This window comes from Pseudomonas sp. R3.Fl (genome assembly GCF_023516765.1).
GTDB classification, from domain to species: domain Bacteria; phylum Pseudomonadota; class Gammaproteobacteria; order Pseudomonadales; family Pseudomonadaceae; genus Pseudomonas; species Pseudomonas citronellolis.
In genome coordinates, this window is sequence record NZ_JAMGSO010000001.1 from 5,434,368 (window position 1) to 5,454,513 (window position 20,146).

Genomic DNA, 20,146 nt, shown 5'->3' on the forward strand with positions numbered 1-20,146 from the left:
GCCGCGAAGGCAGTGCGAAGGTTCGCGCCATGGGAGCTGCCCACATGCGGAAATGCACTTTCCTCCCGGTGCACCGGCGGACGCTTTCTCCGGGGCGGCCCGTGGCTTTCGAACTTTCCGACGGCATGCCGCGGGTATGTCGTGGCGCCTGGCTCATGCCGATCCGCAGGGGGTAATCATGGCAAAGTACATCCCGGTCACCCGGCCCCTGCTGCCGCCCCTCGAAGAGTTCCTGCCCTACCTGGAGCGGGTCTGGGCCAGCGGCATCCTCACCAATGGCGGTGACATGCACCGTGCGCTGGAGAAAGCGCTGTGCGAGTACCTGGGCGTCGAACACATCGCCCTGTTCGCCAACGGCACCCTGGCGCTGGTCACCGCCCTGCAGGCATTGCGCGTCACCGGGGAAGTGATCACCACGCCTTACTCCTTCGTCGCCACCGGCCATTCGCTGCTGTGGAACGGCATCCGTCCGGTGTTCGTCGACATCGACCCGCAGACGTTCAGCCTGGACCCGGCGAAGATCGAGGCGGCGATCACCCCGCAGACCACCGCGATCATGCCGGTGCACTGCTACGGCAACCCCAGCGACGTCGAGGCCATCCAGGCCATCGCCGACAACTACAACCTGCGGGTGATCTACGACGCGGCCCATGCCTTCTCGGTGCGCGACGCCGGCGGCAGCATCCTGCGCCATGGCGACCTGAGCGTGCTCAGCTTCCACGCCACCAAGGTGTTCAACACCTTCGAGGGCGGGGCGATCATCTGCCCCGACGAGAAGACCTACCGGCGCATCGGCCACCTGAAGAACTTCGGCTTCGTCAACGAAACCACGGTGGTGGCCCCCGGCATCAACGGCAAGATGAGCGAGATCAACGCCGCCTTCGGCCTGTTGCAGCTGCAGCACATCGACCGCGCGCTGGCGCGGCGCAAGGAAATCGACGGCCTCTACCGTGAGCGCCTGGCCGGCCTGCCGGGGCTGAGCTTCATCGAGTTCCGCGCCGGTTGCGTGCCCAACCACGCCTATTTCCCGGTGCTGATCGACGAGGACTTCGCCCTGGAACGCGACCGGATGTACGAGCTGCTGCGCGAGCAGGGCATCGTGGTGCGCCGCTACTTCTATCCGCTGATCAGCGACTTCCCGATGTACCGCGGGCTGCCGTCGGCCGAGCCGAGCAACCTGCCGGTCGCCCGCCAGGTGGCGAGCCGCGTCCTGTGCCTGCCGATCTACCCGGACCTGGCCGACGAGGATGTCGAGCGCATCTGCGACCTGGTCGTCAGCGCGGGAGTCCAGGCGTGATTCTCGCGGTCATGCAACCCTATTTCTTCCCCTACCTGGGCTACTACCAGTTGGCGGGGAGCGTGGATCACTTCGTCTTCCTGGACGATGTGGCATTCATCCGCCGGGGGTTCATCCACCGCAACAACATCCTGCTCGACGGCCAGCCGTTCCGCTTCACGCTGCCGGTGGCTGGGGCCAGCCAGAACATGCGGATCGACCAGCACCATTTCGTCGGTGAGCACGACAAGTTCCTTCAGGTGCTGCGTCATGCCTACCGGCAGGCTCCGTTCTTCGACGAGGTTTTCGCCCTGGTCGAGTCCATTTGCAGGATGCCCGAGCAGAGCGTCGCCAGCGTCTGCGCCGCGTCCATCCAGGCGGTGTTCGCCTATCTCGGTAGGCCGTTTTCGGTTTCCTTCGCTTCGCAGAGGCCCAGCGCGCTTCGGGGGCAGGAGCGCATTCTGGAGCTTTGCCGGCTCTTTGACGCCGACACCTACCACAACGCCAGCGGTGGCCGTTCGCTGTACAGCGCCGCCGCGTTCCGGGAACAGCACGTGCAACTGCGTTTCGTGCATGGCTGCTTTCCTGCCTACCAGCAACAGAAAGTGGAGAACTTCATGCCAGGCCTGTCGATGATCGATGTGCTGATGCACAACCCGCCTCAGGCCGTCGAGCGGATGCTGTCGATGGGCGAGTTGGAGGATGCAGCATGACCACCAGCGCAATCGAATCCCCGGTCATCGCCGTAGTGCTCGCTGGAGGGCGTGGCCTGCGCTTTGGCAGCGAGGTGCCCAAGCAGTTCGTCAAGCTGGCTGGGCGCATGGTCATCGAGCATACCGTCGAAGTCTTCGAGCACTCGCCGGCAGTGGAGCAGATAGTGCTGGTGGTGCCCGGCGGCTACGAAAGCGTGCTGTGGGAGGCGGTCACCCGCAACGGCTGGCGCAAGGTGGCGAAGATCGTCGCCGGTGGCCGCGACCGTGCCGACTCCACCGCTTCGGCCATCGCCGCCCTGGACGGGCAGCCGGAACAGGCGCGGATTCTCATTCACGATGCGGCTCGCCCGCTGCTGGACCAGCCGACCATCGTTCGCTGCCTTGATGCGCTGGAGCGATACGAGGCCGTGGACGTGGTGGTGCCTGCCAGCGATACCATCGTCGAGGTGGCAGAAGAGGGGCACATTCGCGACATTCCCGACCGCAGCCGGCTGCGCCGTGGGCAGACGCCGCAAGGGTTCCGGCTGGGCATCCTGCGTGAAGCCTATCGGCTCGCCCTGCGGCATGGACTGGAGGGCGTGACCTGCGATTGCGGCGTACTGCGCCGGGAGATGCCCGAGGTGACCATCGCCACTGTTTCCGGCTCTCCGTCCAATCTGAAGATCACCGACGGGGTGGACCTGTATATCGCCGAAAAGCTGATCCAGATCCGCAGCACCGAGGCTGCGCAGGACGACGGCCTGCAAGGGCTGCTGCGTGACCGCGTGGTGGTGGTGATCGGCGCAAGCTACGGCATCGGTGCTTCGGTGGCCGAGCTGGCCAGGGCCCATGGCGCTCGCGTCCATGGCGCCAGCCGTGGCGACGGCAACATCGATATCTCCCGGCGCAGCGACGTGGAACGCTTCCTGGCCGAAGTGGCACAGCGTGAAGGGCGGATAGACGCGGTGGTCAATACCGCCGGCATGCTGTTGCACAAGCCATTGACGCTGCTGAGCGAGTCCGAGGTCGAGCAACTCATCGCCACCAACCTCACCGGCACCATCCACCTGGCCCAGGCCGCCCATGGGTATCTGCGAGACAGCCGCGGCTGCCTGGTGAATTTCGCCTCCAGCTCCTACACCCGGGGCCGCGCATTCTACGCCGCCTACAGCGCCACCAAGGCCGGCGTGGTCAACCTCACCCAGGCATTGGCCGAGGAGTGGGCGAGCGAAGGAATCCGCGTGGTCTGCATCAACCCCGAACGGACGCGCACGCCGATGCGCACGCGCAACTTCGGTGCCGAGCCGGTCGAGAGCCTGCTGGACCCCTCGGCAGTGGCGCTCGCTACCCTGCAGGCGCTGGGCTCGACCCTGACAGGCATGGTGTTCGATGTCCGCCGTCACGCTTGATCGGGCCACGGTGGCCGGCGTGCCCCTGGAGCAGGTCCAGCAGCGGGCCTTCGCCGTGCTATGCGCGCTGGTCGATTTCTTCCGGGCCCATGCAATCGACTACTACCTGGTCGGCGGCACGCTGCTGGGCGCCGTGCGCCATGGCGGTTTCATTCCCTGGGATGACGACATCGACATCGTCGTGCCGCGCAAGGATTACCGCCGTCTGCTCGGGCTGCTGGATCGATTGCCGTCGACGTTGCGGGCGATCCATCCGTCCATCGATGCCCATACGCCTTATCCGTTCCTGGTGGTGACCGATCGGTATTCGCGTTGGGTGGTGGACTACGCACGCCCGTTCGACCGGGGCATCGGGGTGGACGTCTTCCCGTTGGACGGCGTTCCGCCTCCCGGCCTGCGTCGCCGTTTGTTGCACAAGTCCATCGCGCTGCTGCGCTCGATGACCATGAACAAACAGAAGGGCTACTACCCGCGTCCCGTCCCGCCGGGCCAGCGTTGGCGTTTCGCGCTGGTGGCGCTGGCTGCGAGCCTGGTGCCCCGTGCCCTGCTTTTCGCCGCCTACGACCGCCTGGTGGCAATGGTTTCGCTGAGCGATAGCGGGTGGCAAGGCAACCTGTACGGCCTGTATGGCGAGCGCGAAATAGTGCTCACCCAGGTGTTCGGCAAGGGGGCTTCGGTCGTGTTCGAAGGGCGCGGTTTCCGCGCGCCGGAGCAGACCGAGGCCTATCTCACCAGCATCTATGGTGACTTCCGGCAACTGCCTCCGCTGGAGCGACGCCACTCCGGCCACCGCATAGCCCTGGCTTCCCTGACTTCCGCCGATGGCGCATGAGCGCCTGCAACAAGCTGACCAATGGACCGCACCATGTCACAGAACAGCAGAAACGACAGCATCTGGGTGTTCAATGCCGGGATGAACTTCGCCGGCAATCCGAAATGGCTGTTTGCCTACATCCAGTACAAGCGGCCCGATATCCAGGCGCACTGGCTGTGCGACGACGACCAGACCATTGCGCTGGTGCGCCGGCAAGGCTGGAGCGCCCATCGCTACGACTCGCCGGCTGCGCGCCGGATCATGCGGCAAGCCGGCGTGTACGTGGTGGAGAACTTCAAGGAAGTCATCCAGGAGGAATTGCAGGGGATCACCATCCTCAACCTGTGGCACGGCGTGGGCTGCAAGACGGTCGAGCGGGGCGTCAGCAGCGGTTTCCTGCATGAAAGGATCGTCAAGAAGCACATCGTCCATCACGAAACCTATCGTAATCACCAGCTGTTTCTGACCACTTCGCCGCTGATGGAGAAGCACTTCATCGAGCAGTGCGCCCTGGAGCCTCATTCGATCCTGCGGGGAGCCTATCCCCGCTGCCATGAGACGGTCGCGGTCAAGACCTTCGACCACGACCTGCTGGGGCGCAGGAACCTGCCGCCGGACACTCGGATCGTCGCCTATTGCCCCACCTATCGGGAGAAGTCGCATAACGACTTCTTCAATCGCGCCCTGCCGGACATGGAGAAACTGCTCGGCACGCTGGAGGAGAACGGTCTGCTGTTCATCCTCAAGGTCCATCCGATGATCGAGGGGTATCAGAAGTACAAGGCGCTCAAGCAGCGCTATGCCGACCAGCCTCGTCTGCTGTTCTGGGACAACCACGAGGATTTCTACGAGGTCATGGGCCAGGTCGATGCGGCGATCATCGACTACTCGTCAATCTTCTACGACTTGCTGGCAGCCGGGGTTCCGTACTTCATCCGCTATTTCTTCGACTACGGTACCAACGGCAACTGCCGCGATTTCGTCTACGACTGCCGGGAAATGACCTGTGGCCTCGAATGCGATGACTTCGACCAGCTTCTGCAGGCGCTAGGTCGCTACCGCGAGCAGTCCGACCACGAGCGGGCGGCCATTTCCGAGCTGTTCTGGTCGTACTCCCGGGCGGACAACAACGACTACCTGATCGAGTCGGCGCGCGCCTTCCGTACGCCGGCCCTGGTCTCACCCACCCTGTATTCGTTCGATGTGTTCGACACCCTCATTCAGCGCACGACGCTGGAACCAGCAGGGGTGTTCTTCCGGGTACAGCGGGCGATGCGCGATTCCGGCCTGGGCTTCCCTCAATCGCTGCTGTCCGACTACCCGAAAGCGCGCATGGGGGCCGAGTCCAATGTTCGCTACATGTACAGCGCCACGAAGCTTCAGCGTGGCAGCGACTTGTTGGAGATCACCTTTGACGAAGTCATCGAGCGCCTGGCCGATGTCTATGGGCTGACGCCGGAACAGGCGGCATTCCTGCGCGAGCAGGAGCTGGAAAGCGAGTTCGTCTCCTGCCAGCCATGCCCCGACAAGATCGCTGACGCTCTCGAACTGTTGCAGCGCGGCGAACGGGTGATCCTGCTGTCCGACATGTACCTGCCCGAGGACTTCATCCGGCGTTTGCTGGCCAAGGCCGAGCCGCGCCTGGCCGAGCTGCCGCTATTCCTTTCGTCCACGCGAGGCACCCAGAAAAGCACCCGTACCCTTTATCTGGATGCGTTCCGGGAGGCGGGATATCGTTTCTCCAGGTGGGTCCACCATGGCGACAACCCCAACGCCGACGGCAAGAGTGCCGCTGCGCTGGGAATCGCTCCGGTGCTGCATGAACTACCGCAGTTCGATGCATTCGAGCGAGAGATCGTCGAGAGCCTGGGCAGCTATGACGCCTATTGCGTCGCTGCGCTCATGGCTCGCTTCCGCCATCGGAATCAGGATGGCAAGGCCTGCTATGCCTACACCCGGGCCTCCCTGTATCTGGTTTGCTATGCGATGTGGGTGGTGCGCGATGCGCTGGCGCGCGGTATCGAGTGCCTGTATTTCGTCGCCCGCGATGGCCACCATCTCAAGCGCATCGCCGATGCGATCATCGAGGAGTGCGGTTTGCCGTTGCAGACACGCTATCTCTATGGCTCGCGCCAGGCCTGGTGGGTGGCGTCCTATGTCGATGAGATCGATGCGGAATTCTTCGCCAGCATTCTCGCCTACACGGGGGCGATTTCCTTCGACGGCCTGCTGGAAGGGCTGCGGCTTGACGCCAGCCAGTTCGCGGAGTTTTTCCCCGACCTGAGCGTGCCCGCCAGGCGGGATGATCTGCCGACGACCTTCGTCACCCTGGTGGTGCACGAAGCGAAGAACGCCGAGCGATACCGTCGGCACTTGCTGGAGGTGGGGAACCGGGAGCGCCCCATGGCGATTGGTTACCTGCGTTCGCAGATCGATTTCGATCAACGCTTCGCTTTCGTCGAGTACTGGGGGCGGGGCTATACCCAGGATTGCCTGGCGCGGCTCCTGGAGCTGGCCGCGGGCAGCCCCGTGCCTGCCGATTTCTACTACGCGCGAAGCATCTACCGCAGCCAGCCCGGCAGGGCGCGGTATAACCTGACGGTGAGCAGGGCATCGCTACTGTTCGTGGAGACCCTCTTCGCCAACCTGCCCTATGCGAGCACCAGCGGCTATGAACTGCGTGACGGAGACTTCATGCCGGTGATTCCGCCGCGCGACTGCGACATGGCATTGCATGAGGCCATGGAGCGCGAACTGCCGAAGTTCGCCCGCGAACTCTGCCGGCTGCCGCTGCAGGACGAAGTCGACGCCATGCGCACATTGTTCGATTGGTCGATCGATCACTTCGCCCGCAACAGATTCAACCCCGAGGTGGTCAAGGAGATTTCCCACCTGACCGACTCCATGTACAGCCATGGAAGCAACACCGAGTACTCACCTGCGCTCACGCTGGCGGACATCGTGCGCAACCTGCGGGGGGAGCCGATCAGGTCCCAGTCGCTGGATACGTCCCTGGCTCGTTCGCCGCGCTGGCTGGCATTGCTCTACGTCATCACCAGCCTACCGATACTGCAGCGCCCGCCCAAGTTGCCCGTCGGGCACTCGGCCGAGTTGCGCCGCCCCCTGCCTTAAGCGAAACAGGTTGCCAGAGCCGCAAGGATCAGAATCATGACCACCCTACAATGCAGCGCGTGCGGAAGCACCGACCTTTCCTTCGAAACCGTTACCTGCACCATCCAGAAATGGCTGGGTAAAACCTGTGACTTCGTGATCTGCAGTTGCTGCGGGTACGCTGGCAACCCGGGCAACACCCACGATTATCGTTGCGCCCCCTTCGACCCCGGCAGTCAGCCCGAGACCAGCGTGCGAGCTGGCGATGGGGTTACTCCGCGCCGCGAGTACCGGATGGCGGAGATGGGCATCGAAATCCTGCAAAATCACTTCGGCGAAGCTTTCGCTCCCGATGTGGTGGTCTATGGCGCCGGCTTGTCCCAGGATCATGTGCTGATCCAGCAGCAGTTGCCGGTTTCCAGAGTCGCCGTATCCGACCTGGGCAATTTCCAGGAAGCGCAGGATTTCGTCTCCTTCGATTCACGCGAGGCGGAATTCGACCTGATGGTCGCCTGCGAAGTGGTGGAGCACTTCGTCGACCTGGACGAGGACTTCGCCAACCTGCTGCACAAAGTGCGCGATAGCGGGCTGGTCATCGCCAGCACCAACTTGCGCGATGACCTGCCGCTGGAAACTGTCACCTATCCGTTCGAAGAAGGGCACACCTCCTATTATTCCGGTCGCTCGCTCATCGAGATTGGCAGGCGCTTCGGCGTGAAGGTTGATTTCCGCACCCCCGCCATCGCGCTGAAGATGAGTACTGGCGGCCCGCGCAAGCGCTACGTGTTCTTCTACCGCGATCCGGCTATCGGCGAGTGCATTTCCCAATACTTCGCCGACCACCACCTGGCGCCGTCGGAATGAGCAAGGTCCGGGTATTGGTGTTTCCCTGCGGCACCGAGGTGGGGCTGGAGATCGCCCGTGCCCTGGAGCACTCGCTGCACGTCGAGCTGCACGGCGCTTCCAGCCGTGTCGACCACGGCGAGCAGGCCTATGTCCGGCACGCACACCTGCCCAACATTGCCGATGCGACCTTCGATGAGTGCTTCGCGCACTTGCTGGCGCAGTGGAACATCGACCTGGTGTTCGCCACCCACGACAGCGTGCAGGACTACCTGGCGCCCCGTGTCGAAGGCCTTGGCGTGCAACTGGTCAACGGTGACGCTCGAACGGCGCACATCGCCCGGCGCAAATCGTTGACCTATGAATTGCTGGACGATACGCCATGGGTTCCGCGTCGATATGCCAATGCCGCGGCCGTGGAGGCCTGGCCCGTGGTGGTGAAGCCCGACCAGGGGCAGGGCGGGCAGGGGGTGACCCTGGTCGCCGATGCCGATGAGCTGGCCGTGGCGCTGGCTGTCGTGCAGCAACCGCTGGTCTGCGAGTACCTGCCGGGCGAAGAGCTGACCGTGGATTGCTTCACCAGTCATCGTGGCCAACTGCTGCACGTCGGGGCGCGCTCCCGCGAGCGTGTGGTGGGCGGCATCGCCATGCGCTCGGGACCTCGGCCCACCGATACGCAACTGAACGACATCGCCACCACGCTCAACGCCCGGCTCGCCCTGCGTGGGCCCTGGTTCTTCCAGGTTCGCAGGGACCGCCAGGGCGACTGGAAACTGCTGGAGTTCAGCAGTCGCTTGTCCACCGGCTCGGTCGTGGCGCGCGCCCTTGGCGTCAACCTGCCATTGCTGGCTGTGCAGGATTACCTCGGGCGTGACTTGCTGCTGTTGCCGGAGGCGCGCCTGCAACTGGTCGAGCGCCGCCTGGAAAACAAGGCGGTGCTCGATTACGACTTCGATACCTGCTACCTGGACCTGGACGACACCCTGGTGTGCGCCGGCCGCGCCAATCCACAGGCGATGCGTCTTGCCTACCGGCTGCTGCAACTGGACAAGCGGCTGGTGCTGCTCACGCGTCATGCCGGTGATCTGACGGCCACCCTGGAAGCGGCGCATATCCCGTTGACGATGTTCGAACGGATCGTCCATCTGCGTGAAGGCGAGCCCAAGTCCGACCATGTGCGCGCGCCGGCGATTTTCATCGACAACCATTTTCCCGAACGTCTGGACGTATCCCGACGCCATGGCATTCCCGTATTCGATGTGGATGCGATGGATCTGCTGTTTTGACGAATTCAACTCGCGAGCCGTGGGCTGCTGCCCGCAGATCGCCGAAGCCAAATTGAGGTGTGATGGTGGACCAACCCAACGACATTAACCCGCTGGTCAGCGTTGTAATGCCGGCCTACAAGGCGGCCTACCTCAAGGAGGCCCTGCAGAGCCTGCAGGAACAGACCTATCGGCCGCTGGAACTGGTTGTCTGCGATGACTGCCGGACGGACGAAGTACGGCAGGTAGTGGACGAATATCGCGGCATTCTCGATTTTCCCGTGCACTATTCGTACAACGAGACACGTCTGCACGAATCGAAGAACCTGGCCAGGTGCGTCAGCCTGGCCAGCGGTGAATACCTGAAGTTCCTGTATGACGACGACGTCTTGCAGCCGGAGTGTGTCGAGCGCATGGTCGCCGCGATGCGTGATCGGCCAGGCATTGCACTGGTCAGTTCGCGGCGTCGACGCATCGATGAGCAGGGCCGGCAGTTGCCGGACATCCTGGCCACCGCATTGCCCTTCTCGGAAGATGCGCTGGTCGATGGCATTGGCCTGACGTCGTTCCTGGCCGAATACACGGTCAACTTCATCGGCGAGCCCAGCACCGTGCTGTGCCGCCGGGAGGCGGTGGCCGCGTTCGGCGACCAGGTCATGGCGCTCAATGGCGTACCCATCCGCTGGGTGGGCGACCTGGCGCTCTACGTCAAGCTGCTGCAAGAGGGGGATCTGGCGTTCCTGTCCGCGCCCCTGGTGGACTTCCGCGTCTCCCGCGAGCAGTTCAGCCAGATCGGCCGCGACAAGCCGGGCATCGGCGACAAGGGCCACCAGGACTTCCGCCAGGCCGTGCGCGACCTGGGTTGGTACATCGAGGACGGCGACCAGTGGGTCGAGGTCTCGCCGCTGCATCGGCAGCAAGCGCCCGAGCGTGTCGACCTGCTCGCCAACCTGCGCCGGGCCCATGCCCTGAGCGAGATGAACGAGCGCTTCGACGAGTGGCTGGAGGAGCGCAAGCCCAGCCCGGTACAGAAGCGCCTGATCGACGAGCACCTGCAGGCCAACGGCATGGGCGTGCACATCGAGGTGCTGCTGGTGGGCGAGGATGCCGCGGCATTGCAGGCGACGCTCGACAGCCTGGCGGTCGCCGCCGGGCTCTATCCGAACGTCAGCGTGACGCTGCTGGCCGACCAGCCTCCGCAACTGCACAACGGGCTGCGCCTGCGGCACCAGCCGGTGGATGCCGATGGTCTTGGCGTAGCGCTCAACGCGGCGCTGCGCGGCAGTACGGCGGATTGGCTCCTGCTGGCCTACGCCGGCGATATCTTCACCACTTCCGGCCTGATGATCGCCGGTCTCGAACTGATGACGGCCGCGGGGTGTCGTGCGGTTTCCACCGACCTGGTGCTACGCGGCGAGGACGGATCCCAGGGGCCGGCGCTGCGCCCGGACTTCAACCTCGACCTGCTGATCAGCTTCCCGGCGTCCCAGGCGCGTCACTGCCTGTACAACCGCGAGGCGCTCCTCGAAATGGGCGGCTTCGACGCGGGTTATCCGCGGGCCCTGGAATTCGACCTGCTGCTGCGCCTGGTGGAAGAGGGCGGGCTGGGCGGCCTGGCGCATCTTTCCGAACCGCTGCTCAGCACCCCGGCCGCGCGTCTGCAGGCCAACCCCGACGAGGAGCGCACCCTGCAGCGCCACCTGCTCGCGCGTGGCTACGAGCGGGCGCGGGTCCTGAGCCCGCTGCCGGGCCGCTACCAGATCGACTATGGCCATGCCGGACAGCCGTCGGTGTCCATCCTCATCGTCCTGCGCGACCAACTCGCGGCCGTGCAGCGCTGCGTGATGAGCCTCCTCGAACACACGGCCTACCCCAACTATGAAATCCTGCTGGTGGACAATGCCAGCGAGAACCCGGCCACCCGCCAGTGGCTCGCAGGTGTCGAGCAGATGGCCGCCGAGCGCGTCCGCGTGCTGCGCTCGGGCGAGCCGCTGGCCGACGCGCGCCTGAAGAACCTGGCTGCTACCCACGCCCATGGCGACTATCTGTTGCTGCTGCGCCCGGAGGCCGCCGTCTTCCAGGGCGAGTGGCTGGGCGAACTGGTCAACCAGGCGCAGCGCCCGGAGGTCGGTATCGTCGGCGCGCGGACCCTCGACGGCGAGAGGCGCATCACCCATGCCGGGCTGGTGCTGGGCCTGCGCGGCATCGCCGGGCACGCCTTCATCGGCGAGGACATGAACGCCACTGGCTACATGAACCGCCTGCAGGTGGCGCAGAACTACAGTGCGGTCTCCGATGGCTGCCTGATGATCCGCAAGGCGCTGTTCGATGAACTGGGGGGCCTGGACGAGGGCGACTTCGCCGAGCGCGGCGGCGATGTCGATCTCTGCCTGCGCGCCGGCGAGGCTGGTTACCTGGTGGTGTGGACGCCCCATGCGACCCTGCTGCACAGCCCGGCTACGGAAGCCGAACCGGTGGAACTGCAGGACGCCTTCTACGCCCGCTGGCTGCCACGCCTGGCCCGCGACCCGGCGTACAACCCGAACTTCTCGCGGGTTCGCAATCGCGCCGGTTTCGTCCTCACGGATACCCAACTGACCTGGCGTCCGCTGACCTGGCAGCCGGTGCCGACGGTCCTGGCGCACTTCGCCGATACCTTCGGCTGCGGCCACTACCGTGTCATCCAGCCGTTCCGGGAACAGCGCGAGCATGGCCTGATCGATGGCGTAGTGACCCACGGCCTGCTGCACGTGGCCGACCTGGAGCGTTACGCACCGGACGTCATCGTGCTGCAGCGGCAGATCGGTGACGAGCGTCTGGAGGCCATGCGTCGAATGAAGGCCTTCTCGAACGCCTTCAAGGTCTACGAACTCGACGACTACCTGCCGAACCTGCCGCTGAAAAGCGCACACCGCAGGCACATGCCCAAGGATATCCTCAGGTCGCTGCGCCGTGGCCTGGGCTACGTCGACCGCTTCGTGGTCTCCACCCCGGCGCTGGCCGAGGCGTTTGCCGACCTGCACGGCGACATCCGGGTGGTGCAAAACTGCCTGGTTCCGCAGTGGTGGGGCGAACTTGCGGCGGGCCAGCGGCAGCGTTCGGCCAAGCCACGGGTGGGCTGGGCGGGCGGTGCGGGGCATACCGGCGACCTCGAACTGATCGCCGATGTGGTGAAAGCGCTGGCCGACGAGGTGGAATGGGTGTTCTTCGGCATGTGCCCGGAGGCGTTGCGCCCTTACATCCATGAGTTCCATCCGGGCGTTCCGATCGATCGCTATGCCGCAAAGCTCGCCAGCCTTGATCTCGACCTGGCCCTGGCGCCGCTGGAAGACAACCTGTTCAACCAGTGCAAGAGCAATCTGCGTCTGCTGGAATACGGTGCCTGTGGCTTCCCGGTGGTGTGCAGCGACAACCGGGCCTATGCCGGCGACCTTCCCGTCACCCGGGTGAAGAACCGCTTCCTCGACTGGGTGGAGGCGATCCGCATGCACCTGGCCGACCTCGATACCACTGCGCGGCTGGGCGACGAGTTGCGCGACAAAGTACGGGGGGAATGGATGCTGAGCGATGCCAATCTCGACCGCTGGCACCGCGCCTGGCAGCCGGACTGAACGTCCCCTGTCCCTGTGTTTCCACTGAAAGCCCCGCCCTGCGGGGCTTTCAGCATCTTCGCGGGGCGTCGCGCAGAAGGGGCTTGAAAAAAAAAAGAAAATCGCCCTAAAGCAAAAACGACGGAGGACGATAACCCTAACGAAGGTTCTCCAGGCCATTACGGGCGGCACCAGCCAAGGGCCAGGAACCAACTGAAAGCAGTCGCCTATCCACGAGGATCTCGTCATGGCCCTTACCGTCAATACCAACATCGCGTCCCTGAACGTTCAGAAGAACCTGAACAATGCCACCAAGGACCTGACCACCGCGATGACCCGTCTGTCCACCGGCCTGAAAATCAACAGCGCCAAGGATGATGCCGCGGGTCTGCAGATTTCCAACCGCCTGACCAGCCAGGTCGACGGCCTGAACCAGGCAGTGGACAACGCCAACAACGCCATTTCCATCGCCCAGACCGCTGAAGGCGCCCTGCAGGAATCCACCAATATCCTGCAGCGCATGCGCGTCCTGGCCGTGCAGTCGGCGAACGGCAGTAACAGCGACGACGACCGTGAGTCGCTGAACCAGGAGTTCGAATCGCTGACCGCCGAACTCACTCGCATCGCCGATACCACCACTTACGGTGGCGGCAGTTCGGGCATCAGCCTGCTGGACGGTTCGGCTGGCACCAATGGCACCATGACCTTCCAGATCGGCGCCAACGCCAACGAGACCGTGAGCTTCACGCTCAACGACATGAGTGCCACCGCGCTGAAGGGTTCTTCTTCCCTGGCCAGCGGCAGCCTGTCGGTAGCCAACGTCACCAACGGCGCGGCCACTGCCTCGGGCACCGTGTCCCTGACCCTGACCGGCAGCGACGGCACGGCGAAGACCTACGAAGTGGCCTACGACGAGGGTGACACCACCAACGACATCGTCAGCGCACTCAACAGCAACATCAGCGGCATCACTGCCTCGGCCAACGACGACGGCACCATCTCGCTGACTTCCAGCAAGGCGATCTCCACCACCGGTTCCGATACGCTGACCGGCGGTACCTTGGTCACCACCAGTGGCACCACCGTCCAGGACCTAGACATCACCACTACCAAGAACGCCCAGGCCGCGATCCAGGTCATCGACGACGCGCTCAAGCAGATCGACACCCAGCGCTCGGCGCTCGGTGCGGTGCAGAACCGTCTGGACAGCACCATCGCCAACCTGCAGAGCATCGCCGAGAACGCCACCTCGTCGCGTAGCGTGATCGAGGATGCGGACTTCGCCGCGGAAACCGCGGAGATGACCAAGCAGCAGACCCTGCAGTCGGCCGCCACTGCGGTACTGGCCCAGGCCAACCAGCAGCCTTCCGCTGTTCTCAAGCTGCTGCAATAAGTCCTCGCGACAAGGTGAGACGGAGGAAGGGCGCGCTGCGCCCTTCCTGCGTTTGTCCAGGAACAGGAGGAAGCGCTGATGACGATCACCCTTTCGACCCTCGGCTCGACGAACCCGGCTCCCGCCGCTACGGCGCAAGGGCCCATCGGGGTTGCCGTGGCTGGCGGCAAGAGCACGGTTACACCTGGCAAGGATTCGCCATCTGACGGCAATTCCGCGTCGCTGCCGGATCGAGCGTCCCTGGAGCGTGCCGTGGATGACCTGCGGAGCAGTTCGCAGATGATTCATCGCAACCTGGAGTTTTCTCTCGATGAGGACTCCGGCATCACTGTGGTCAAGGTGGTGGATGCGCAGAGCGGAGACCTGATCAGGCAGATTCCCTCCGAGGTTGCCGTGCGCCTGGCGGAGAGTTTCAGGGAGTCCGGCAACCTGCTGTTCAGCGAGCAGGCGTGAAGCCTGGCCTGCTTCTTGCTGAGGCAGGTCCACTAAGACCATAGTGTCAAGAACCCGCTATAAGGAGGATGGACATGTCGACGATCAGCTCATCAGGGATCTCATCGACCGGCTTGGGAACCGGGCTGGACATCGACTCGATCGTCAGTGCCCTGGTCAAGGCGCAAACCAGCGCCAAGCAGAACCAGATCGATAACCTGACCTCGTCCTACACTACCCAGTTGTCGGCGGTAGGCACTCTCAAGAGCGCTCTGTCGACCTTCCAACTGGCTGTCGCCTCGTTGAACAGCGCCGACTCGTTCTCCGGCCTGGCTGCCACATCCTCCGACAGCGACGTCGCCACGGCGACCGTCGACTCCTCGGCTACGGCTGGCAGCTATTCGCTGGAGGTGAGTCAGCTGGCCACTTCGTCGAAAGTCGCCAGCCAGTATGTCGACGCTTCCACCAGCTATGGCGCCGGCAAGCTGAAGCTATCCCAGGGTGATTCGACCTATACCGTATCCATCGCTGCCGGGGCCAGCCTGTCCGACATCCGTGACAGCATCAACAAGCTCAGCAGCACCTCGGGGATTTCAGCGAACATCATCACCGACTCCACCGGCTCGCGCCTGGTGCTCAGTTCCACGACCACCGGCAGCGGTACCGATATCAGCGTGACCACCAGCGGCGACAGCAGCCTGTCGGCGCTGAGCATCGACGGTACGGCGGCCTACAGCAGCTCCAGCGGTGGCTACCTGACTCAGGCCACGGATGCGCAGTACACCCTCGATGGTCTGAGCATGACCAGTTCGAGCAACACAGTCAGTTCCGCTGTCAGCGGTGTCACCTTCGAACTGGCCGCCACTGGTTCGGCCACCGTCAGCGTGGCGACCAATACCGAGGCGCTGACCACCAACATCCAGAGCTTCGTCGATGCCTACAACACGCTGATGACGACCATCAGCAGCCTGACCAGTGTCACCACCACTACCGACGAGGATGGCAACACCAGCAGCTCGGCCGGCGCCCTGACCAGCGACTCCATGACCCGCTCGCTGGTCAACGGCCTGCGTAACCAGATGGTCAACCTGTCCAGCGGTAGCGGCTCGCTCGTGGTCCTTTCCCAGCTGGGCATCACCAGCAACAAGGATGGAACCCTCAGCGTCGACAGCAGCAAGCTGAGCAGCGGTTTGTCGACCTATGCCTCGGATGTCCAGAGCTTCTTCACCGGCAGCGACGGCTTCCTCAAAGGCATGTACAACGCCGTCGAGCAGTATTCCAAAACCGATGGCCTGCTGGACCAGAAGGAGGACTCGATCAACTCCACACTCAGCAGCCTGACGACGCAGCAGACCGACCTGGACACCCGAACCGCCAAGCTGACCGAGATCCTCTACGCCAAGTACAACGCCATGGACACGCTCGTCGCTCAGTTGAACGCCACCAGCAGCAGCGTGCTCACTACGCTCAACGCGCTGAACAGCTCCGACGACGATTGATGCCGATCGACTCGAAGGCCTAAAGAAAGCCTCCAAGACGCCGATACCCTGGACATCGAACAGTAATTCTTCCAGACCAGGGGAGCATGCAATGAACGCGATGGCCGCGCTTCGCCAGTACCAGAACGTCGGTGTCCAGGCGCAGATCCACGAGGCTACTCCGCACCGCCTGATCCAGATGCTGATGGAGGGGGGGCTGAACCGTATCGCTCAGGCTCGCGGTTCCATGCAGCGCGGGCGGTTGGCGGAAAAGGGCCAACTGATCGGCAAGGCATTGGGCATTATCGGCGGCTTGCGCAGTTCGCTGGACCTGAAGAAGGGCGGTGAGTATGCCGAGCGGCTGGATGCCCTGTATGGTTACATGAGTCGCCGCCTGCTTGAGGCCAACCGGCAGAACGACGAACATATGCTCGACGAAGTGGCCAACCTGCTTCGCAGCATCAAGGAAGGTTGGGACGGTATCCCGCAGTAATACCGTCCCTCCAGGAGACACGAAGCATGACCCTCGCCGTCGAGCGTATCGAACAAACCCGCACCGCCCTGGGCACCGCCCTGGCGGAGCAGGACTGGGAAGCCATCGCCCGGCTGGACCTGGAGTGCCGCCAGCACGTGGATGCCGCCATGCACGAGCCGCTGGACGACGACAGCGACCTCAAGCGCAGCCTCGAAGGCTTGCTCGTGCTGTACCGCGAACTGGTCCAGGAAGTCACCCGCCAGCGCCAGGGCGTGGCCGAGGAAATCATCCGCGTCAATCGGTCGCACAAGGGCGCCAAGGTCTATCAGCTTTTCGGCTGAGCCCCGCGGGTCGCCCGTTCGGCGCGGCCCCTGTTTTCGCCGTTGCCGCCGTTCGTGCCAGCAGGTAAGTTCTTCCGTCGGAAACAACGAATAAATCACGCCATAAATTTGACTCTCGCCACATTTTTGACTTTACTTAGTGGCCAAATGATGGCGGATTGTTTCCGCCTCTTTCCCGTTGCCGTTCGCCGGCCCACATGCCTTCGGAAGACAAGAGCAAGATGTGGCGTGAAACCAAGATTCTGCTGATTGACGACGACCTGGAGCGTTGCCGCGAACTCTCCACCATCCTCAACTTCCTCGGCGAGGACCAGTTGTCCAGCCGCAGCCGCGAATGGCGCCTGGCGGTCGACGACCTGTCCAACGGCAGCCGCGGCGTGCTCTGCGTGCTGCTCGGCAGCGTCGAGCACAAGGGCGGCGCCCTGGAGTTGCTCAAGCAGCTTTCGGCCTGGGACGAGTTCCTGCCGGTGCTGCTGATCGGCGACTCGGCGCCGACCGACTGGCCGGAAGAGCTGCGCCGCCGCGTGCTGGCCAGCCTGGAGATGCCGCCCAGTTACAACAAGCTGCTCGATTCCCTGCACCGCGCCCAGGTCTACCGCGAGATGTACGACCAGGCCCGCGAGCGCGGCCGCCAGCGCGAGCCCAACCTGTTCCGCAGCCTGGTCGGCACCAGCCGGGCCATCCAGCAGGTGCGGCAGATGATGCAGCAGGTGGCCGACACCGACGCCAGCGTGCTCATCCTCGGCGAGTCCGGCACCGGCAAGGAAGTGGTGGCGCGCAACCTGCACTACCACTCCAAGCGCCGCGAAGCGCCCTTCGTGCCGGTTAACTGCGGGGCCATTCCCGCCGAGCTGCTGGAAAGCGAACTGTTCGGCCACGAGAAGGGCGCCTTCACCGGCGCCATCACCAGCCGCGCCGGGCGCTTCGAGCTGGCCAACGGCGGCACCCTGTTCCTCGACGAGATCGGCGACATGCCGCTGCCGATGCAGGTCAAGCTGTTGCGCGTGCTGCAGGAGCGCACCTTCGAGCGTGTCGGCAGCAACAAGACGCAGAACGTCGACGTGCGCATCATCGCCGCGACCCACAAGAACCTGGAGAAGATGATCGAGGGCGGCAGCTTCCGCGAGGACCTGTACTACCGCCTCAACGTCTTCCCCATCGAGATGGCGCCGCTGCGCGAGCGGGTGGAAGACATCCCGCTGCTGATGAACGAACTCATCTCGCGCATGGAGCACGAGAAGCGCGGCTCCATCCGCTTCAACTCCGCCGCCATCATGTCGCTGTGCCGCCACGACTGGCCGGGCAACGTGCGCGAGCTGGCCAACCTGGTGGAACGCCTGGCGATCATGCACCCCTACGGGGTGATCGGCGTGGGCGAGCTGCCGAAGAAATTCCGCCACGTCGACGACGAGGACGAGCAACTCGCCAGCAGCCTGCGCGAGGAGCTGGAAGAGCGCGCCGCCATCACCGCCGGGCTGCCGGGCCTGGACTCGCCGGCGATGCTGCCGGCCGAGGGCATCGACCTCAAGGACTACCTGGCCAACCTCGAGCAGGGGCTGATCCAGCAGGCCCTGGACGACGCCAACGGCGTGGTCGCCCGCGCCGCCGAGCGCCTGCGCATCCGCCGCACCACCCTGGTGGAGAAGATGCGCAAGTACGGCATGAGCCGTCGCGAGGAGGAAGTGGCGGAGGATTGACGCCGCTTGCCACTGCCTTCCAATAAGTGCCTGAAAATAAAGGACTAATTTTTAGGCACGCAGATTGCTAAGACTCTGCCAGCCGACGCTTTCACGACGTCGGATGGAAGAGAGACAGCATGATGCCAGCCGTACCCCAGCAGTCCCAGCCGACCTCCAGCGATGCGCCGGAGGAGAACGGCCGCGCCGGCCTGGACCAGGCCTTCGCCCTGTTCAACCAGATGTCCACCCAGCTGAACCAGTCGTACAGCATGCTGGAGGCGCGGGTCAGCGAACTGAAGGGACAACTGGCCCTGGTCAGCGCCCAGCGCATGCAGGAGCTGGCGGAGAAGGAACGCCTGGCCAACCGCCTGCAGAGCCTGCTGGACCTGCTGCCCGGCGGCGTCATCGTCATCGACGGCCAGGGCGTGGTGCGCGAGGCCAACCCGGCGGCGCGCGGCCTGCTCGGCCAGCCCCTGGTGGGCATGCTGTGGCGCCAGGTCATCGCCCGCTGCTTCGCGCCGCGCAAGGATGACGGCCACGAGATTTCCCTGCGCGACGGGCGCCGCCTGTCCATCGCCACCCGCTCGCTGAATGGCGAGCCGGGGCAACTGGTACTGCTCAACGACCTCACCGAGACCCGCCGCCTGCAGGACCAACTGGCCCGCCACGAGCGCCTGTCGGCCCTGGGCCGGATGGTCGCGTCCTTGGCCCACCAGATCCGCACGCCGTTGTCCGCGGCCATGCTCTACGCCGGCCACCTGAGCGAGCAGGCGCTGCCGCTGGAACAGCAGCAGCGCTTCGCCGGGCGCCTCAAGGAGCGCCTGCAGGAGCTGGAGAACCAGGTGCGCGACATGCTGGTATTCGCCCGCGGCGACCTTCCGCTGCCGGATCGCCTGAGCCCGGCGGAGCTGTTCGCCGGCCTGCGCGCCGCCGCCGAGGCCCATGTCGCCGGCCTGCAACTGCGCTGGCAATGCGACGTGCGCGGCGGCGAGCTGCTGTGCAACCGCGACACCCTGGTCGGCAGCGTCCTCAACCTGCTGCACAACGCCATCCAGGCCGGCGGCCAGGACGTGCGCCTGAAAGTCCACCTCTACGCTCGCGGCGACAGCCTGCGCCTGGCCATCAGCGACAGCGGCCCGGGCATGGACGCCGCCACCCTGGCGCGCCTGGGCGAGCCCTTCTTCACCACCAAGACCACCGGCACCGGCCTCGGCCTTGCGGTGGTCAAGGCGGTGGCCAAGGCGCACCACGGCGAACTGCGCCTGCAATCGCGACCAGGCCGTGGCACCTGCGCCAGCCTGGTCCTGCCGCTGATCGCGGCCCCTGTCCGTGAACACAAGGAATAACC

Annotated in this window: 15 protein-coding genes; all 15 read left to right on the forward strand. The window is 64.5% G+C overall.

Translation table 11 applies throughout. From position 1 onward, the window contains the following. Nucleotides 1–178: 178 nt before the first annotated feature. The 15 genes from M8R19_RS24005 to M8R19_RS24075 all read left to right on the forward strand — a co-directional run bounded on the left by M8R19_RS24005 (nt 179) and on the right by M8R19_RS24075 (nt 20,144). Nucleotides 179–1,297 (forward strand): DegT/DnrJ/EryC1/StrS family aminotransferase, encoded by a 1,119-nt coding sequence (locus M8R19_RS24005; protein WP_249919134.1) that lies wholly within the window; start codon nt 179–181, stop codon nt 1,295–1,297. Further along, on the forward strand, nt 1,294–1,989 hold the full coding sequence (locus tag M8R19_RS24010) for a WbqC family protein (RefSeq protein WP_083426699.1): 696 nt from the start codon (nt 1,294–1,296) through the stop codon (nt 1,987–1,989). Before M8R19_RS24005 ends, M8R19_RS24010 begins: the two co-directional genes overlap by 4 nt. Continuing rightward, on the forward strand, nt 1,986–3,377 hold the full coding sequence (locus M8R19_RS24015; protein ID WP_249919135.1) for a bifunctional cytidylyltransferase/SDR family oxidoreductase: 1,392 nt from the start codon (nt 1,986–1,988) through the stop codon (nt 3,375–3,377). The genes M8R19_RS24010 and M8R19_RS24015 overlap by 4 nt, the downstream gene beginning before the upstream one ends. Next, nucleotides 3,358–4,209, forward strand: a complete 852-nt coding sequence (locus M8R19_RS24020) for a LicD family protein (protein WP_249919136.1) — start codon at nt 3,358–3,360, stop codon at nt 4,207–4,209. The genes M8R19_RS24015 and M8R19_RS24020 overlap by 20 nt, the downstream gene beginning before the upstream one ends. 33 nt (nt 4,210–4,242) lie before the next feature. Beyond that, nucleotides 4,243–7,323 (forward strand): CDP-glycerol glycerophosphotransferase family protein, encoded by a 3,081-nt coding sequence (locus M8R19_RS24025; protein ID WP_249919137.1) that lies wholly within the window; start codon nt 4,243–4,245, stop codon nt 7,321–7,323. A gap of 36 nt (nt 7,324–7,359) precedes the next feature. Beyond that, nucleotides 7,360–8,166: a methyltransferase domain-containing protein gene (locus tag M8R19_RS24030; protein ID WP_249919138.1), complete on the forward strand. Its 807-nt coding sequence runs from the start codon at nt 7,360–7,362 to the stop codon at nt 8,164–8,166. After that, nucleotides 8,163–9,431, forward strand: a complete 1,269-nt coding sequence (locus tag M8R19_RS24035) for an ATP-grasp domain-containing protein (protein ID WP_249919139.1) — start codon at nt 8,163–8,165, stop codon at nt 9,429–9,431. The genes M8R19_RS24030 and M8R19_RS24035 overlap by 4 nt, the downstream gene beginning before the upstream one ends. A gap of 62 nt (nt 9,432–9,493) precedes the next feature. After that, on the forward strand, nt 9,494–13,021 hold the full coding sequence (locus M8R19_RS24040; protein WP_249919140.1) for a glycosyltransferase: 3,528 nt from the start codon (nt 9,494–9,496) through the stop codon (nt 13,019–13,021). Between the two features lie 226 nt (nt 13,022–13,247). Continuing rightward, nucleotides 13,248–14,393, forward strand: coding sequence for a flagellin (locus M8R19_RS24045; protein WP_249919141.1), 1,146 nt, complete (start codon nt 13,248–13,250; stop codon nt 14,391–14,393). Nucleotides 14,394–14,471: 78 nt separating this feature from the next. After that, nucleotides 14,472–14,846, forward strand: a complete 375-nt coding sequence (locus M8R19_RS24050; protein ID WP_249919142.1) for a flagellar protein FlaG — start codon at nt 14,472–14,474, stop codon at nt 14,844–14,846. A 74-nt stretch (nt 14,847–14,920) separates the two neighbouring features. Then, entirely contained in the window at nt 14,921–16,324 is a 1,404-nt protein-coding gene (gene fliD, locus M8R19_RS24055) for a flagellar filament capping protein FliD (RefSeq protein ID WP_249919143.1), read from the forward strand. 91 nt (nt 16,325–16,415) lie between these two features. Next, on the forward strand, nt 16,416–16,796 hold the full coding sequence (fliS, locus tag M8R19_RS24060; RefSeq protein ID WP_249919144.1) for a flagellar export chaperone FliS: 381 nt from the start codon (nt 16,416–16,418) through the stop codon (nt 16,794–16,796). A gap of 26 nt (nt 16,797–16,822) precedes the next feature. Continuing rightward, a complete protein-coding gene (gene fliT, locus M8R19_RS24065) occupies nt 16,823–17,119 on the forward strand; it encodes a flagellar protein FliT (RefSeq protein WP_009620866.1) in 297 nt (98 codons plus the stop codon). Between the two features lie 221 nt (nt 17,120–17,340). Next, nucleotides 17,341–18,816, forward strand: coding sequence for a sigma-54 dependent transcriptional regulator (locus M8R19_RS24070; protein WP_249919145.1), 1,476 nt, complete (start codon nt 17,341–17,343; stop codon nt 18,814–18,816). A 122-nt stretch (nt 18,817–18,938) separates the two neighbouring features. Then, the gene (locus M8R19_RS24075) at nt 18,939–20,144 is read left to right on the forward strand and encodes a sensor histidine kinase (protein WP_249920223.1); all 1,206 of its coding nucleotides are present in this window, start codon (nt 18,939–18,941) and stop codon (nt 20,142–20,144) included. The last annotated feature ends 2 nt before the right edge of the window (nt 20,145–20,146 follow it).